This window comes from Mesorhizobium sp. M7A.F.Ca.MR.176.00.0.0 (assembly GCF_004023165.1).
GTDB lineage: Bacteria > Pseudomonadota > Alphaproteobacteria > Rhizobiales > Rhizobiaceae > Mesorhizobium.
Genome location: NZ_RZTC01000004.1, coordinates 125,648 through 141,054, shown reverse-complemented (window position 1 = coordinate 141,054; position 15,407 = coordinate 125,648). Strand labels below are relative to the sequence as shown.

The 15,407-nt window shown below is 63.3% G+C and carries 16 protein-coding genes and 1 tRNA gene; 7 read left to right on the top strand and 10 right to left on the bottom strand.

All coding sequences use genetic code 11. The annotated features are described in order from the left end of the window. Window positions 1–21: 21 nt before the first annotated feature. The 4 genes from EOB59_RS02960 to EOB59_RS02945 all read right to left on the bottom strand — a co-directional run bounded on the left by EOB59_RS02960 (window position 22) and on the right by EOB59_RS02945 (window position 3,371). Window positions 22–831 carry an ABC transporter permease gene (locus EOB59_RS02960; RefSeq protein ID WP_027039831.1) on the bottom strand — a complete coding sequence of 270 codons (810 nt, stop codon included), beginning with the start codon at window positions 829–831 and terminating at the stop codon, window positions 22–24. Beyond that, window positions 831–1,544, bottom strand: coding sequence for an ABC transporter permease (locus EOB59_RS02955; protein ID WP_206622024.1), 714 nt, complete (start codon window positions 1,542–1,544; stop codon window positions 831–833). The genes EOB59_RS02960 and EOB59_RS02955 overlap by 1 nt, the downstream gene beginning before the upstream one ends. A 156-nt stretch (window positions 1,545–1,700) precedes the next feature. Next, complete coding sequence (locus tag EOB59_RS02950; protein ID WP_023811511.1) at window positions 1,701–2,501, bottom strand: transporter substrate-binding domain-containing protein; 801 nt, start codon at window positions 2,499–2,501, stop codon at window positions 1,701–1,703. Between the two features lie 54 nt (window positions 2,502–2,555). Then, complete coding sequence (locus EOB59_RS02945; protein ID WP_128287608.1) at window positions 2,556–3,371, bottom strand: ABC transporter ATP-binding protein; 816 nt, start codon at window positions 3,369–3,371, stop codon at window positions 2,556–2,558. Window positions 3,372–3,584: 213 nt separating this feature from the next. On the opposite strand from EOB59_RS02945, the gene EOB59_RS02940 reads away from it, so the two are divergent. From EOB59_RS02940 to EOB59_RS02925, 4 genes are all read left to right on the top strand, one after another. After that, entirely contained in the window at window positions 3,585–4,457 is an 873-nt protein-coding gene (locus tag EOB59_RS02940; RefSeq protein WP_127328869.1) for a dimethylarginine dimethylaminohydrolase family protein, read from the top strand. Then, a complete protein-coding gene (locus EOB59_RS02935; protein WP_236383290.1) occupies window positions 4,454–5,101 on the top strand; it encodes a TetR family transcriptional regulator C-terminal domain-containing protein in 648 nt (215 codons plus the stop codon). Before EOB59_RS02940 ends, EOB59_RS02935 begins: the two co-directional genes overlap by 4 nt. After that, complete coding sequence (locus EOB59_RS02930) at window positions 5,098–6,675, top strand: 5-guanidino-2-oxopentanoate decarboxylase (protein WP_128287607.1); 1,578 nt, start codon at window positions 5,098–5,100, stop codon at window positions 6,673–6,675. Before EOB59_RS02935 ends, EOB59_RS02930 begins: the two co-directional genes overlap by 4 nt. 185 nt (window positions 6,676–6,860) lie before the next feature. Then, complete coding sequence (locus EOB59_RS02925; RefSeq protein WP_128287606.1) at window positions 6,861–7,568, top strand: SDR family NAD(P)-dependent oxidoreductase; 708 nt, start codon at window positions 6,861–6,863, stop codon at window positions 7,566–7,568. 97 nt (window positions 7,569–7,665) lie between these two features. Here EOB59_RS02925 and rpsA read toward each other — a convergent pair whose 3' ends face one another. The 4 genes from rpsA to aroA all read right to left on the bottom strand — a co-directional run bounded on the left by rpsA (window position 7,666) and on the right by aroA (window position 11,907). Beyond that, on the bottom strand, window positions 7,666–9,363 hold the full coding sequence (gene rpsA / locus EOB59_RS02920; RefSeq protein ID WP_013528183.1) for a 30S ribosomal protein S1: 1,698 nt from the start codon (window positions 9,361–9,363) through the stop codon (window positions 7,666–7,668). Between the two features lie 208 nt (window positions 9,364–9,571). Beyond that, a complete protein-coding gene (gene cmk, locus EOB59_RS02915) occupies window positions 9,572–10,222 on the bottom strand; it encodes a (d)CMP kinase (RefSeq protein ID WP_127808189.1) in 651 nt (216 codons plus the stop codon). After that, window positions 10,219–10,545 (bottom strand): hypothetical protein, encoded by a 327-nt coding sequence (locus EOB59_RS02910; RefSeq protein WP_127395334.1) that lies wholly within the window; start codon window positions 10,543–10,545, stop codon window positions 10,219–10,221. Before EOB59_RS02910 ends, cmk begins: the two co-directional genes overlap by 4 nt. A gap of 3 nt (window positions 10,546–10,548) precedes the next feature. Further along, window positions 10,549–11,907, bottom strand: coding sequence for a 3-phosphoshikimate 1-carboxyvinyltransferase (gene aroA, locus EOB59_RS02905; protein ID WP_127808188.1), 1,359 nt, complete (start codon window positions 11,905–11,907; stop codon window positions 10,549–10,551). Window positions 11,908–12,113: 206 nt separating this feature from the next. Here aroA and EOB59_RS02900 point away from each other — a divergent pair, with 206 nt between their 5' ends. Beyond that, on the top strand, window positions 12,114–12,503 hold the full coding sequence (locus tag EOB59_RS02900) for a TIGR02300 family protein (protein ID WP_013528180.1): 390 nt from the start codon (window positions 12,114–12,116) through the stop codon (window positions 12,501–12,503). 172 nt (window positions 12,504–12,675) lie between these two features. Next, a tRNA-Ala gene (locus tag EOB59_RS02895) sits at window positions 12,676–12,751 on the top strand. 190 nt (window positions 12,752–12,941) lie between these two features. Here the strand turns inward: EOB59_RS02895 and dgoD are convergent. Both dgoD and EOB59_RS02885 read right to left on the bottom strand, forming a co-directional pair. Beyond that, window positions 12,942–14,090: a galactonate dehydratase gene (dgoD, locus tag EOB59_RS02890; protein WP_127267760.1), complete on the bottom strand. Its 1,149-nt coding sequence runs from the start codon at window positions 14,088–14,090 to the stop codon at window positions 12,942–12,944. Between the two features lie 8 nt (window positions 14,091–14,098). Further along, a complete protein-coding gene (locus tag EOB59_RS02885; protein WP_109665815.1) occupies window positions 14,099–14,845 on the bottom strand; it encodes a FadR/GntR family transcriptional regulator in 747 nt (248 codons plus the stop codon). A 200-nt stretch (window positions 14,846–15,045) separates the two neighbouring features. Between EOB59_RS02885 and EOB59_RS35890 the strand changes: the two genes are divergently transcribed. Then, the coding region (locus EOB59_RS35890) for a substrate-binding domain-containing protein (RefSeq protein WP_245486512.1) at window positions 15,046–15,407 on the top strand (362 nt) is incomplete at its 3' end.

The window sequence follows — 15,407 nt, the reverse complement described above, 5'->3', positions numbered from 1 at the left end:
CCCCTACTCCCCTACTCCCCTCTAGCCAATCTTGTTGGGGATCCTGGCCTCTATCCTGCTGAAGGCGAAGACCAGAATACCGGTGATCGTCATGTAGATCAGCGCCAGCAGCAGCAGGGGCTCATAGGTGAGGTAGGTGTCCTGCCGCACCTTGGACGAAACGGCGAAGATGTCGATGACACTGATCGTTGCCACCAGCGGCGTCGATTTCAACTGCAGCACGGTCTCGCCGGTCAGCGTCGGCAGCGCCCGGTAGATGGCCTGCGGCAGCCAGATCCGCCGGAATGCCTTCCAGCGGCTCATGCCGAAGGCACGCGCCGCCTCCAGTTGTCCCTTGGGCACACCGGCAAAGGCGCCACGCATCACCTCGCCCTCATAGCCGGCGAAAGACAGGGTCAACGCCAGCACGCCATAGGGCCAGGCTTGCCTGAGATATGGCCACATCCAGGATTCGCGGATCCACGGATATTGCGGGAACAGCGAACCCAGGCCGTAATAGAGCAGCCAGAGCTGGATCAGCAGCGGCGTGCCCCGGATCACCGTGCAGAACACCTTGGCAGGCGCGGCGAACCAGAATGAGCCGGCGGCTTGCGCCAGCCCGAGCGGCACGGCGAGCAGAAAGCCCAGCACGCAGGTGACGGCCAGGATCCACAGCGACCGCCAGATGCCGATCAAGCCCATTTCATAATATTGCGGCAGCCAGTCCCAGCGCATGAAAAAGGCAGCCGACAAAACAAGGCCCAGTGCGATCAGGATCAGCACGATGCGGTGCGGCTGCAGCCACAGCGATGTTCGCGCGACGACGTTGATGATGGCAGCCTCGTTGGCCATCAGCGCGCCTCCTTGAGCGAAGGCATGCCGCGCCGCGACCAGGTCTCGACCCGGCCGATGACGAGGTTGGAGAACAGCGACAAAAGCAGATAGAGCACGCCCGCCGCGAAAAAGAAGGTGAAATAGGCTTTGGTGACACCCGCCGCCTGCCGCGTCGCCAGCGCCAGTTCGTAGAAGCCGACGACCGCCAATAGCGCGGTATCCTTGGTGGCGATCAGCCAGAGATTGGCGAGGCCCGGTATGGCGAAGGGCAGCATTGACGGCAAGGTGATGCGCCGCAACAGCAGGCCCGGAGACATTCCATAGGCGCGGGCGGCCTCGATCTGGCCCTGCGGAATGGCCAGGATCGCGCCGCGTATCACCTCTGTCGAATAGGCGCCCTGGACGAAGCCGAGCACGGCGATGCCGGCGGCAAGGCCGCTCACATCGACGCGCTGATAGCCAATGGCCGTCAGCGCCTGATTGATCAGGTCGGTTCCGGCGTAATAGAGCAGCAGGATCAGCACCAGTTCGGGCACGGCGCGCACGATGGTGGTGTAGACCGCCAGGAGATCGCGCACCACCGGCCCGCCATAAAGCTTGCCGTAGGCGCCGCCGGTGCCGATCAGAAGGCCGAGGCACGTGGCGCCCAGCGCGATCTCGATCGAGTGCAGCAGCCCGACCAGAAGCGTCCCGCCCCAGCCTGGCGGGTAGGGCGAGAGAAGCTCGGTGATGCCGGCCGCGGAGGCCGAAAGAAGTGCGTCGATCAGCGTCGCCCCCGAAGTGCTGGCCAACCGCCGACGGCTGTGTCGGCGGCAAACATGCCTGGGAAAGATCGGGCAGGTGGGGCATGGCGCTGACGCCATGCCCCACGGCTCATGCGAGGATCGTCAGTTCGACTGCGCGCCGCCGCCGCCGTAAATGTCGAAATCGAAGTATTTCTTCGAGATCTCGTCATATTTGCCGTTGGCGCGGATCGCCTTGATGCCGGCGTTGATCTTGCCCTTCAGTTCGGTGTCTTCCTTGCGCACGCCGGCGCCGACGCCCGGTCCGAGCACTTCGTCATCGGGAGCGACCATGCCCTTCAGGTCGCAGCAGGCCTTGCCCTGGTCGGATTTCAGGAACTCGCCAAGCGCGATGGAATCGGCCTGAACCGCATCGAGGCGGCCGGCGGCAAGATCGTTGTTGGCTTCGTCCTGGGTCTGGTATTCCTTGATCTCGGAGGCTGTGCTGCCAAAATGTTTCTTGGCGTAGACAGCGTGCACCGTCGAAACCTGCACGCCGACGATCTTACCCTTGAGGTCGTCCGGGGCGGAGCCGAATTTCTGGTCCTTGGGGCCGATGATCGCGGTCGGCGTGTTATAGTACTTGTCCGAGAAATCGATCGTCTTCGCGCGCTCGGCGGTGATCGACATCGAGGAGACGATGAGGTCGATCTTCTTGGTCGTCAGTGCCGGGATGATGCCGTCCCAGGCGACCGGAGTAATGACGCAATCGAGCTTCTCCTCGGCGCAGACGGCATCGATGAAGTCGATCTCCCAGCCAACCCACTTGCCCGAAGCATCGGGCGAGGTGAAGGGCGGATAAGGCTCGGCTGCGACGCCGATCTTGACCGGATCGGCCTTGGCTACGCCCATGGCTGCGACGCCGAGCAGCAGCGCTGCGGCGAATGTCTTCAGAACGGTCTTCATTTCATGACTCCCAGTTTGTTGTTGGTTCCCGGTTTTCTTCCGTCCCGGCCTGTCCTAGCCGATGTTGCGGATGAACTGCTTCAGCCTTTCGGATCTGGGCGCGCCGAAGATCTGCTCGGGCGGGCCTTCTTCCTCGACCAATCCATTGTAGAGATAGACGACATGCGTCGCGACCTCGCGGGCGAACTTCATCTCGTGGGTGACCAGCACCATGGTGCGGCCTTCGCGCGCCAGGTCGCCGATCACCTTCAACACCTCACCGACCAGCTCGGGATCGAGTGCGGAGGTGGGCTCGTCGAACAGCATGACGCGCGGATTGATGGCCAGCGCACGGGCGATCGCCGCGCGCTGCTGCTGGCCGCCCGACAGATAGGCCGGATAGACGTCGCGCTTTTCGGCCAGACCGACACGGGCGAGCAGTTTCTCGGCCTCGCCGATCGCCACATCGCGCTTGACGCCAAGCACATGTACGGGAACTTCGATGACGTTTTCGATCAGCGTCATGTGGCTCCAAAGGTTGAAGTTCTGGAACACCATGCCGAGCTTGGAGCGGATGCGCTCGATCTGCTTGCGGTCGGCCGGAACCGTATGCCCATGGCTGTCGGCCTTGAGCTTGATCTCCTCGCCATTGACGCGAATGATGCCGCTGGTCGGGTTTTCCAGGCAGTTGATGCAGCGCAGCAGGGTGGATTTGCCGGAGCCCGAGCCGCCGATGATTGCGATGACCTCGCCGTCGCGCGCCGACAGCGAGACGCCCTTCAGCACATGCAGCTCACCGAACTTCTTGTGCAGGTTTTCGACGTGGATGGCTTCGGCGGCGCCGTCATGCGCCTTGCCGGATTGGACTGTGGCAGCTTCCAACACGCTCACTGGGTGACCTCTACAGGGTCGGTGGCGGTTCGTCGAACGTCTATCCGGCTAATCAACATATACGCTGTACTGCCCCGCTCCAGACTTCAGCATGGACCCAACGGCGCGAGCCCGTCAATCCTGCTTATTACGGCACTTGCGAGCTTGTTGTGCAAGTGTATAAATAGCCTTCCATGAAATTTTCTCGATTTTTTTCAGCGAAAAAGGACTTCGATGAGCGCTTTCGGATCACAGTCCATGGCGGCGCCGCTGCGCCGCGTGCTGATGCGGTCGGCGGCCAACGCCATGCGCAATGCCGACAGGGCTGCTTGGCACTATGGCCCGGGTTTCAATCCGGCGAAAGCGGCATCGCAGCACGCGCTCCTTGCTGAACTGGTGGCGGCTTCCGGTGCCGAAATCGAATGGATCGAGGACACGGCGGATGGACTTTCGGATTCGGTATTCACGCACGACCCGTCGCTGATGACCGATCGCGGCGCGCTGATCCTGTCCATGGGCAAGCCGTTGCGCGCCAGGGAGCCCTCGCTGCATGAGGAAACCTACCGAAGGCTGGGTATTCCAATCCTGGGCCGCGTCGAGGTTCCTGGCCAGGTCGAAGGCGGTGATTGTGTATGGCTCGATGCCCGCACGCTGGTGATCGGGCGCGGTGTCCGCTCCAACCAGGAAGGCATCCAGCAGGTTTCCAACCTGCTGACGCCGCTGGGCGTTTCCGTCTACGGCTTTGATCTGCCGCTGTGGCAAGGCGAAGAGGCGTGCCTGCATCTGATGTCGGTGATCAGCCCGCTGGCCGACGACCTCGCACTGGTCTATTCACCGCTTTTGCCGGCCCCGTTCTATCAGATGCTGAAGGCGCGTAACATCCGGCTGGTCGAAGGCGACGCCGAAGAGTTCGCGGCTTCCAACGGCCTTAGCCTGAACGTGCTGCCGACCAGCCCACACAAGGTCATTGCCGTTGCAGGCTTTCCAAAGACCAAAGCCGCGATGGAAGCCGCCGGCTGCACGGTCGAAATCTTCGAGGCGGATGCGCTCTGCATCGCCTGCGAGGGCGGGCCGACATGCCTGACGCGACCGATCCTGCGCCAATGAATATGCCATCCCGCCGCAGGTTCCGTCGCGAGGGCGAGGAGCGGCGGCGGCAGGATCTGATCGAGGCCACTCTGGACAGCGTGGCGGAACATGGCCTGCAGGGCGCCACCTTGCGCACCATCGCATTGCGTGCCGGCGTCACCGCTGGGCTGATCCGGCACTATTTTCCCGGCAAGGAAGAATTGCTGCAGGAAGCCTATGCAGCGCTGATGGGCCGCATGACCGAGCAGGCGAAAGCGGCTTTGGTCATGGAGAATGCCTCGCCTCGCCAGCGCCTTGCGGCTTTCGTCACCGCCAACCTCAATGCGCCGATCATCGATGCGCGGGTGTTTTCGCTCTGGGCAACCTTCATCGGCCGCGCCAGAGCGGATCCGACCTTGGCCCACGCCCACCGCGAAGGCTACCTTGGTTTTCGCAATGAGGTGGAGGCGGTTGTGGCTGAGGTGCTCGCCGCCGAACGGCGCAATCCGGACGCAAGCCAATTGCGCCACCATGCCATCGCGATTAATGCGATCATCGACGGACTCTGGATCGAAGGCTGCCTGGCCGGCGAGATGTTCTCGGCCGGCGAATTGGCGGCGATCGGCATCAAGACTGTCGAGGCCGAACTAGGCCTCGCGCCGGACGGGGAGGAAAACCAATGACGACACTCGGCGAAGCCCTCATCTCGCTGCTTGAAGCGCATGGCGTCGACACGGTGTTCGGGATTCCGGGCGTCCACACGGTCGAGCTCTACCGCGGGCTGGCGCGCTCGAATATCCGCCACGTCACGCCGCGTCACGAACAGGGCGCCGGCTTCATGGCCGATGGCTATGCGCGCGCCAGCGGCAAGCCGGGCGTCGCCTTTGTCATCACCGGACCGGGGCTCACCAACACCATCACCGCCATGGGGCAGGCACGCGCCGATTCGGTACCGATGCTGGTCATATCAGGCGTCAACGCCACGCCGACGCTGGGCAAGGGGCTGGGCCATCTGCATGAATTGCCGGACCAGCGCGGCATGATGGAGAAGGTGGCGCTGTTTTCGCAGCGCGTTACCGAGGCCGGCGAATTGCCCGGTGCCCTGGCGCAGGCCTTTGCCCTGTTTTCATCGGCGCGGCCCGGCCCGGTGCATATCGAGATCCCGACCGACGTCATGGTCAAGTCGGCGGATGGCATCGCTGCCATGCTGAGCAATGTGACCCCACCCGCGCCGGAAGGTGCCGCAATTGCCAGCGCGGCCAAACTCATCGGTGCTGCGCACCGCCCGCTGATCCTGGTCGGCGGCGGCGCCAAACGCGCCGAAGCGCCACTGCGGCGTCTGGCCGAGCGGCTGGGAGCGCCGGTCGTCCAGACCACCAATGCGCGCGGCCTGCTGCATGGTCATCCGCTTTGCGTGCCGGCCAGTCCCAGCCTGAAGACAGTGCGGGCGCTGATGGCCGACGCCGACCTGGTCATTGCCGCCGGCACCGAATTCGGCCCGACCGACTATGACGGCTATAGCGATGGCGGCTTTGTCCTGCCCGCCAATCTGATCCGTATCGATATCGGCGCCGACCAGCTTGCCCGCCGCCCGGCAACCGTTTCGATCCAGGCCGATTGCGCCGAGGCGCTCGAAGGGCTGCTTCTGCAGACGGGCCATATCCGGGCAAGCGAGGGTGGGCCGACACGCGCCGCCGCCGCCCGGGAAGCAGCCTTTGCCGAACTCAATCCAACACTGCAGGCACAGGTGCGCGCCGTCGAGATGATCCGCGACGCCTTGCCGGGCGCGCTCATCGTCGGCGATTCGACGCAGCCGATCTATGCGGCCAACCTCTATTACGACCACGACCGCCCAGGCGGCTGGTTCAATGCCGCCACCGGCTTCGGCGCGCTCGGTTATGGCCCGCCGGCGGCGATTGGCGCGGCGCTTGCGATACCCGATGCGCCGGTTGTCTGCCTGACCGGCGACGGCGGCTTCCAGTTCACGTTGCCGGAGTTGGGCGCCGCGCTCGATGCGCGGGCGCCGGTCATCTTCGTCGTCTGGAATAACAGAGGCTACCGCGAGATCGAAACCTCGATGCTTGATGTCGGTGTCGAGCCGGTCGGCGTATCGCCGGCGCCGCCGGATTTCTGCAAGCTGGCCGAGGCCTATGGCATCGGCGCCGAACGGCTTGCCGACATCGACGCTCTCGCGGACGCGTTGAAGCGCGCCCGGGCCACCGGACTGCCGCGCGTCATCGAAATCACGGTTGACTGAAGGACAGTGCTACGTATTTCCCGTCTCGCCGCCTTGAACCACGGCCGGCCGGTGGGCGGACGCATGCAAAGACGCGACAACTGCCATGTCGAGATGTCAATTGAGTGACGGGGCAAAAGGCGCGACGCTTCGCGTCGGCGGCACAGAAACGACCTAACGATAAAAAAATGACAGGAGCGTCCAAGATGACGGAAACACTTGAAGGCAAGCATATCGTCGTGACCGGTGGAACCGGTGCGCTCGGCGGTGCGGTTGTCGGCAAACTGCTGAGTGACGGCGCGATCTGCCATGTGCCCAACGCCCATGCCGCCGCACCAGCGCATTTTCCCTTCGCCGCGCATGACCGTGTCCAGTTGGTGCACAATGTCGATCTCTCGGACCCCGCCAAGGTCGAGGCGTTCTACAGTCAGGTTCCAGGCCTGTGGGGCTCAATCCACCTGGCCGGCGGCTTCACCGCCGCACCGGTGGAAAAGATCGAGTCGGCGTCCTTTGCCGAGATGATGGACACCAATGCACGCACCGCCTTCCTGTGCTGCCGCGCCGCGATCCGCTCAATGCTGTCGTCGGACACGGCGGGCCGCATCGTCAACGTCACGGCGCGCGCCGGGCTCGATCCGCGGCGCGGCGCTGGCATGGTCGCTTACGCCGCCAGCAAGGCGGCGGTTGCCGCGATGACGGTGGCGATGGCCGAAGAGCTGAAGCACAGGGGCATCCTGGTCAATGCCGTGGCGCCGTCGACACTCGATACGCCGGCAAACCGCGCCGACATGCCGGATGCCGATGTCACCAGATGGGTCAGCCTCGAAGCCGCCGCCGAAGCCATCGCCTACCTGGCATCGCCGGCCAATCTGGCGATGAGCGGTACGCTGGTGCCGCTTTACGGTAGGGCGTAACCTTCCAACCTTTATCTCGGTCAAAGAAAAACCCCGCCGGATCGCTCCGGCGGGGTTTTTGTTGAGGCCGCGCGCAAGGCGCGGCAACAGCTAATGCTTAGCTGCCCTGCTTCTTCAGCGCGGCACCCAGGATGTCGCCCAGCGAAGCGCCGGAGTCGGTCGAGCCGTACTGAGCGACCGCTTCCTTCTCTTCGGCGATTTCCAGCGCCTTGATCGAGACCTGCAGCTTGCGGGTCTTCTTGTCGAAGGCGATGACGCGGGCATCGACCTTCTGGCCGACGGTGAAGCGCTCGGGGCGCTGCTCGTCGCGGTCACGGCTCAGATCGGAGCGCTTGATGAAGGTCTCGATGCCGCTGTCGACCAGCCGCACTTCCAGACCGCCATCCTTGACGCCGATGACTTCGCAGGTGACGACCGCGTTCTTGCGCAGTTCGCCTGAAGTCGCCGCTTCGCCGACCGTATCCTTGGCCAGCTGCTTGATGCCGAGCGAGATGCGCTCCTTGTCGATGTCGACATCGAGCACCTGCGCCTTGACCATGTCGCCGCGATTGTACTCTTCGATGACCTGCTCGCCCGGACGGGTCCAGTCGAGGTCGGAAAGGTGCACCATGCCGTCCACGTCGCCTTCGAGGCCGATGAACAGGCCGAACTCGGTCTTGTTCTTGACCTCGCCCTCGACCTGGCTGCCGACCGGATGGCTCGAGGCGAAAGCCTGCCACGGATTCTCGAGCGTCTGCTTGAGGCCGAGCGAGATGCGGCGCTTGGCCGGATCGACCTCGAGCACCACCACGTCGACTTCCTGGGTCGTCGACAGGATCTTGCCGGGATGCACGTTCTTCTTCGTCCACGACATTTCCGAAACGTGGATGAGACCCTCGATGCCCGGCTCCAGCTCGACGAATGCGCCGTAGTCGGTGATGTTGGTGACGGTGCCCTTGATCTTCTTGCCGATCGGGAACTTGGTGCCGATCTCGGACCACGGATCGCTCTCGAGCTGCTTCATGCCGAGCGAGATGCGGTGGGTTTCCTGGTTGATGCGGATGATCTGCACCTTGACCGTCTGACCGATGTTGAGGATTTCGGTCGGATGGTTGACGCGGCGCCATGCCATGTCGGTGACGTGCAGCAGGCCGTCGATGCCGCCGAGGTCGACGAACGCACCATAGTCGGTGATGTTCTTGACGACGCCTTCGACAACCTGGCCTTCTTCGAGGTTCTGCACGATTTCCGAACGCTGTTCGGCGCGGCTCTCTTCGAGCACGGTACGGCGCGACACCACGATGTTGCCGCGGCGACGATCCATCTTGAGGATCTCGAAGGGCTGCGGGTTGTGCATCAGCGGGGAGACGTCGCGGATCGGGCGGATATCGACCTGGCTGCGCGGCAGGAAGGCCACGGCGCCGTCGAGGTCGACAGTGAAGCCGCCCTTGACCTGGTTGAAGATGACGCCTTCGACGCGCTCACCCTTGGTGAACTTCTCTTCGAGACGGACCCAGCTCTCTTCGCGGCGGGCCTTCTCACGGGAAAGCATCGCTTCGCCAAGCGCGTTCTCGATGCGCTCGACATAGACTTCGACGGTGTCACCGACCTTGAGGGTGGTGTCCTTGCCCTTGACGCCGAATTCCTTCAGCGGCACGCGGCCTTCGACCTTGAGGCCGACGTCGATGATGGCCATGTCCTTTTCGATCGCGGTGATCGTACCCTTGACGACCTGACCTTCGCCGGAATGGCCTGTGGTAAATGATTCTTCGAGCAGGCTCGCGAAATCATCGCGAGTGGGATTTGCAGCTGACATTGTTTCTCCTGGAGTGCCCCGCATCTAGAAGCGGGACGGGCGCCGTAGGTTAGCGTTGCGTTGGCCTGCCGGCGTTCCGGGCTACAAAAACCCTGGGCCGCTCTTTAAGCGGCAATTCCGGCGCATGAAGAATGCTGGCAGGCTGGTTCGCGCCCGATATGGGTATTTTCTTCGCCTCCGACAACGGAAATACGAGGGAAAACCCGGATCAGGCCTTGTCTCTCTTGGCCAGCACGTCGTCTATGATCGCCATGGCTGCAAGAAACGCGGCTTCTATAGCCATTTCGCTGGTATCAAGCAAGTGCGCGTCGACCGCCGGCTTCAACGGTGAGTCCGCTCGACCCATGTCGCGCTCGTCGCGGCGCACGATATCGGCGAGGATCTCGGTGAAATCAGCGGTCCCGCCGATGCTCTCGATCTCGGCCAGCCGGCGCTGTGCCCGCACCTCGGCGCTGGCCGTCACATAGAGTTTGATGTCGGCGTCGGGGCAGACGACGGTGCCGATGTCACGGCCGTCGAGCACGGCCCCGGGCGGCGTCTTGGCGAAGTCGCGTTGTTTCTCGACGAGGATGCGCCGCACCGTGGGGTACACCGCGACCTTCGAGGCGGCCTCGCCGACCGCATGCGCCGACAAGACCGTCCGGTCGAGCCTTGCCAGATCGACCTGGCGCGCCGCGGTTTCGGCGGCCGAGACATTGCCGAGCGGCAGCGCGTGCTGGATCAGCGCATAGGCGACGGCGCGATAGGTGAGACCGGTGTCGAGCAGGTTTAGCCGGTAATGGTCAGCCAACCGCCGGGCGAGGGTGCCTTTGCCGGCGCCGGCGGGGCCGTCGATGGCGATGGTGAAGGTCGAGCTCATTTGGCTGGTCTGAAAAATCGAAATGCCAACACCGCCGCGGCAATCAGAACCGACAGCGGCAGCGCTATAAACGGTACGACGCCAATTGTTACAAAAGCCATTGCACCGAACCCTTTGATCAGCACCGCAAGGAAAACCCATTTGTTGTTTTCCAGGAGGGTGGCTGCGTAAACCGACAGATACATCATCAGAAATTGAAGTAACAAAATCCAAAAAAGAAAGGCAAAAATGCCTACGCGGTTTTTGAAAACAAAACGCTCAATTAGATAAGGGACCAACGCCGCTCCTAGGCAAGCTCCTAGGATTGGCCAGTCGTGCAACATTTGCTATCCAATCTCCGCGCCCAGCGCCTTCATCAGCCCCATGAATTCCGGAAAACTCGTCGCGATCATCGCCTGATCGTCGATGGTCACCGGCTTTTCCGTCGCCAGCCCCATCACCAGAAAGCTCATGGCGATGCGGTGGTCGAGGTGAGTCTGCACGGTGGTGTCCTGGCCGTTGGGATGGCCGCCAAGGCCCTTGCCGCCCGGTTTGCCGCGCACGGCGAGCGAAGCCTCGCCCTCGGTGCAATCGACGCCGTTGAGCTTCAGCCCGTTGGCGACGGCCGACAGCCGGTCGGACTCTTTCACCCGCAGCTCTTCCAGCCCTTGCATCAGCGTTTCCCCCTCGGCAAAGCTGGCAGCGACCGCGAGCACAGGGTACTCATCGATCATGGACGGCGCCCGCTCGGGCGGCACGATGACGCCTTTCAGTTCGGAATAACGCACGCGCAGGTCGGCGACATCCTCGCCGCCGGCATTGCGCGGGTTGAGGATTTCGATGCTGCCGCCCATCTCCTGCAGCGTCAAAAGCAGGCCGGTGCGGGTCGGGTTCATCAGCACGTTTTCTATTGTGATGTCCGAACCCGGCACGATCAGTGCGGCCACCAGCGGGAAACCGGCCGAGGACGGGTCGCCCGGCACGGCGATGGTCTGGCCGGTCAGCCTGCCCTGGCCTTCGATGAAGATGTGGCGCACGCCGCGCTCGTCGGTTTCGACCGACAGATTGGCGCCAAAACCCTTCAGCATCTTTTCGGTGTGGTCGCGCGTCATGACAGGCTCGATCACCGTGGTGATGCCCGGCGTGTTCAGCCCGGCCAGCAGCACCGCCGATTTCACCTGCGCCGAGGCCATCGGCACGCGGTAGGTGATCGGGGCGGCGTGCTTCGGTCCATGCAGCGTGATCGGCATGCGGTCGCCTGGCGTCGCCTTCAGCACCTGCACGCCCATCTGGCGCAAGGGTTCCAGCACGCGGCCCATCGGCCGGCCCGACAGCGAGGCGTCGCCGATGAAGGTCGTCTCCATGTCATAGGTGCCGACAAGGCCCATGGTCAGCCGCGAGCCGGTGCCGGCATTGCCGAAGTCGAGCGGGCCTTCCGGCTGCAACAGTGCGCCGTTGCCGGTGCCGCGGATCACCCACTCGTCGCCGTTCTTCTCGATATGTGCGCCCATTGCCTTCATGGCCGCACCCGTGCGCATCACGTCCTCGCCTTCGAGCAGGCCGGTGATGCGAGTCTCCCCGGAGGCGAGGCCGCCGAACATGAAGGAACGGTGCGAGATCGACTTGTCGCCCGGCACGCGCGCGATGCCGGAAAGGGCTGGGGATTGGCGGGCGGTGGCCGGCTTGGGGGCGGCGGCGTGAGACATGGAATTTCCCTGGACGGAATGCCGGCAGGCCGGCGCTTTTCATTTGTTGCGGCGGTCTCGTATCACGGCGGGCCGAAATGGTCATCCCCCATGGTCGTCACTGACGCGAGGCCTTTCAATGCATGGTTTTGTGACGCCGGCTTTTCGCTTTGACAGCGCTGCAAACTGTGGTTAAGGGGACCACTCTTTTATTGACGAGGCTTGCCGTGGCAAAAACCGAACTTGGCACAAAACGTATCGACCCGGAGACGGGCCGAAAATTCTACGACCTGAACAAGGACCCGATCGTCTCGCCATACACTGGCAAGACCTATCCGCGTTCCTATTTCGAGGAAGGCAAAATTGCCGCTCTCGAGGAGGAAGAGGAAGTGGCCGAGAAGGAAGTGGACGCCGAGGAAGAAGAAGGCGTTGAGGTCGTCTCGCTCGAAGAGGCTGATGAGGACGTCAAGGGCGACGACCTGCCTGATCTTGGCGACGACGAGGACGACGTCGATCTCGGCGACGACGAAGATGACACCTTCCTTGCCGACGAAGAGGAAGAAGACGACGATGTCGCCGACATGATCGGCGTCGGCGACGACGACGACGAGGTCTGATCGGCCTTGAAAGCGGGCGTTTGCGGGCTTTCGAGGCCTGTGAAGAAAAAGCGGCTCTCGAAGGCTTGATATCTGAGAAGGGCGGGGTTAGAAGCCGCCTGCACTAACGGCGCGGTCTCCAACCCGCGCCGGATCTCTTCGCCGGAAACGGCGCCGGTTGACTGCCGGAAGTGGGGCCATAGCTCAGTTGGGAGAGCGCTTGAATGGCATTCAAGAGGTCGTCGGTTCGATCCCGATTGGCTCCACCAAACAGTCCCTCTGCAATTCGCAGCCGATGAATGTGCCGCACTGCGGCCATCGCGCTTGATGGCCAGTTCAGGCAACGCCGCTGAAAGCGCCTCCATCAACGGAACGAACGAGCCATTTCTCGAGAGCGATCGCTCGCCGGACAAAGTCCTCATTGTTCATGGAGCGCTTAGAGACTGAAAGGCAGCCCGATCACCACTCGGCGAAGGAGCCGTCCTTGTGGCGCCAGACCGGATTGCGCCAGCGGTGGCCTTCCTTGGCGCGTTCCTTGACATAGTCCTCGTCGATCTCGACACCCAGGCCCGGTCCGTCGGGAATGGCGACATAACCATCCTCGTAGCGGAAGACATCCTTGTTGGCGGCATAGTCGAGCAGGTCGTTGGCGGCATTGTAGTGGATGCCGAGGCTCTGCTCCTGGATGAAGCAGTTGTAGCTGACCGCGTCGAGCTGCAGGCACGCAGCAAGCGCGATCGGCCCGAGAGGGCAATGCGGCGCCACCGCCACGTCATAGGCTTCCGCCATCGCCGCGATCTTGCGGCATTCGGTGATGCCGCCGGCATGCGACAGGTCTGGCTGGATGATATCGACGACACCTTCCTCGAACACCGACTTGAAGTCCCAGCGGCTGTAGAGCCGCTCACCGAGCGCAATCGGCGTCGAGCCAAGCGCGGCGATCTCCTTCAGCGCCTCGCGGTTTTCGCTGAGCACCGGCTCCTCGATGAACATCAGCCTGTAAGGCTCCAGTTCTTTGACCAGGGCACGCGCCATCGGCCGGTGGACGCGCCCATGAAAATCGACGGCGATGCCGATGTTGGGTCCGACCGCCTCGCGCACCATGGCGACGCGTTCGACAGCGGCATCGATCTTGTCGTGGCTGTCGACGATCTGCAACTCCTCGGTACCGTTCATCTTCAACGCCAGGAAACCGCGCGCAACCATTTCCCGGGCACCCGCCGCGACTTCTGCCGGCCGGTCCCCGCCGATCCAGGAATAGACCTTGATCGTGTCGCGCAGCTTGCCGCCGAGCAATTCATGCACAGGCACGCCGAGCGCCTTGCCCTTGATATCCCACAGTGCCTGGTCGATGCCCGCAATGGCGCTCATCAGGATCGGCCCGCCACGGTAGAAGCCGCCGCGGTGCATCACCGTCCAGTGGTCCTCGATCAGGCGGGGATCCTTGCCGATGAGGTAATCGCCAAGCTCCTTGACCGCTGCCTCGACGGTCAGTGCCCGGCCCTCGACGACCGGCTCGCCCCAGCCGGTGACGCCGGCATCGGTCTCGATTTTCAGGAACAGCCAGCGCGGCGGAACGATGTAGGTGGTGAGCGAGATGATTTTCATGCGCAGTCTCAGTTGCTCTTGAGTTTCTTGGCGCTGACGAGGTCGCGCGCCGCAAGGTCGAGGATCTTGTTTGCGGCCCCACGCGCCGCCTCGGCGTCGCGCATGCGCAGCGCCTCGACCACCTCCCGGTGCGCCGCCACGGCCTCCATGCGCCGGTCGAGCGAAATCACCGCCGTCGCCTCGAGCGAGAATTTCAGCCCGGTGTCGATGAGATTGCCGATCTGGCGAAAGATCGGGTTGTGGCTCGCGGCATAGACGATCTGGTGGAAAGCGATGTCGCTGCGCGAGAAGGCGGCGAGGTCCTCGCCGGCGCCGGCCATGCCTCGCCATGCCGCTTCGAGATCGGCGATTTCCTGCAGCGTCGCGCGGGTGGCGGCGAGTTCTGCGACCAGCGGTTCGATGGCGCGGCGCGTTTCGAGGATGGCATCGAAGAGCTTGTCGTCCAGCGCGTGCGGCGCGTGCCAGGCGAGCACCTGCGGGTCGATGATGTTCCAGTCGTCCTCGTTGCAGACGATCGTGCCGATGCGTGGCCGCGACAGCACCAGCCCTTTGGCGGCCAGCACCTTCAGGGCTTCGCGGATCACGGTGCGGCTGACGCCATACTCGACGCCGAGCTCGTTTTCGGTCGGCAAGGAGGAGCCGGCCGGATAGCGCCCGGAGAAGATGTCAGAGGCTATCGCCTTGGTCACATCCGGCATCACGCGCGGGCGGCGAGTGGTCGTATCTCCCGGGGCTTTTTTCAGAATCTCGGTCACCTCAGCCCTCCTCCAAGGCGGCGAACCGCTGGTTTCGCACAGCCGGTCCGCCCTTAACGGATGCGGATCAATTGCGCCAGCGATCGCTGGTCAGAGCATGTACATTAATTATCATACCAGATCAATTGACGAGTATAATAAAAGCGATTAGAGACTCCGGCATCCGGGCTGAGCGCCCGGTCTATCGCTGGGAGGTAATCATGCGACTTTTGAAGACCGCGCTCGTCGCGGGCGCGCTTGCCGTGCTGTCCGTCACGACCATCGCTGCATATGCTCAGGACACCAAGATCGGTTTCATCGTCAAACAGCCCGAGGAGCCGTGGTTCCAGGACGAATGGAAGTTCGCCGACCAGGCCGCCAAGGAGAAGGGCTTTACCCTGGTCAAGATCGGCGCCGAGGACGGTGAGAAGCTGATGTCGGCGATCGACAATCTCGGCGCCCAGGGCGCTCAGGGCTTCATCGTCTGCACACCGGACGTGAAGCTTGGCCCCGGCATCGTCGCCAAGGCCGCCGCCAACAATCTCAAGCTGATGACTGTCGACGACCGTCTGGTCGGCGCCGA

Coding starts and splice junctions, on each gene's coding strand:
- EOB59_RS02960 (WP_027039831.1), bottom strand. CDS start 831: ATGGCCAACGAGGCTGCCATCATCAACGTCGTCGCGCGAACATCGCTG.
- EOB59_RS02950 (WP_023811511.1), bottom strand. CDS start 2,501: ATGAAGACCGTTCTGAAGACATTCGCCGCAGCGCTGCTGCTCGGCGTC.
- EOB59_RS02940 (WP_127328869.1), top strand. CDS start 3,585: ATGAGCGCTTTCGGATCACAGTCCATGGCGGCGCCGCTGCGCCGCGTG.
- EOB59_RS02935 (WP_236383290.1), top strand. CDS start 4,454: ATGAATATGCCATCCCGCCGCAGGTTCCGTCGCGAGGGCGAGGAGCGG.
- EOB59_RS02930 (WP_128287607.1), top strand. CDS start 5,098: ATGACGACACTCGGCGAAGCCCTCATCTCGCTGCTTGAAGCGCATGGC.
- EOB59_RS02925 (WP_128287606.1), top strand. CDS start 6,861: ATGACGGAAACACTTGAAGGCAAGCATATCGTCGTGACCGGTGGAACC.
- rpsA (WP_013528183.1), bottom strand. CDS start 9,363: ATGTCAGCTGCAAATCCCACTCGCGATGATTTCGCGAGCCTGCTCGAA.
- cmk (WP_127808189.1), bottom strand. CDS start 10,222: ATGAGCTCGACCTTCACCATCGCCATCGACGGCCCCGCCGGCGCCGGC.
- EOB59_RS02910 (WP_127395334.1), bottom strand. CDS start 10,545: ATGTTGCACGACTGGCCAATCCTAGGAGCTTGCCTAGGAGCGGCGTTG.
- aroA (WP_127808188.1), bottom strand. CDS start 11,907: ATGTCTCACGCCGCCGCCCCCAAGCCGGCCACCGCCCGCCAATCCCCA.
- dgoD (WP_127267760.1), bottom strand. CDS start 14,090: ATGAAAATCATCTCGCTCACCACCTACATCGTTCCGCCGCGCTGGCTG.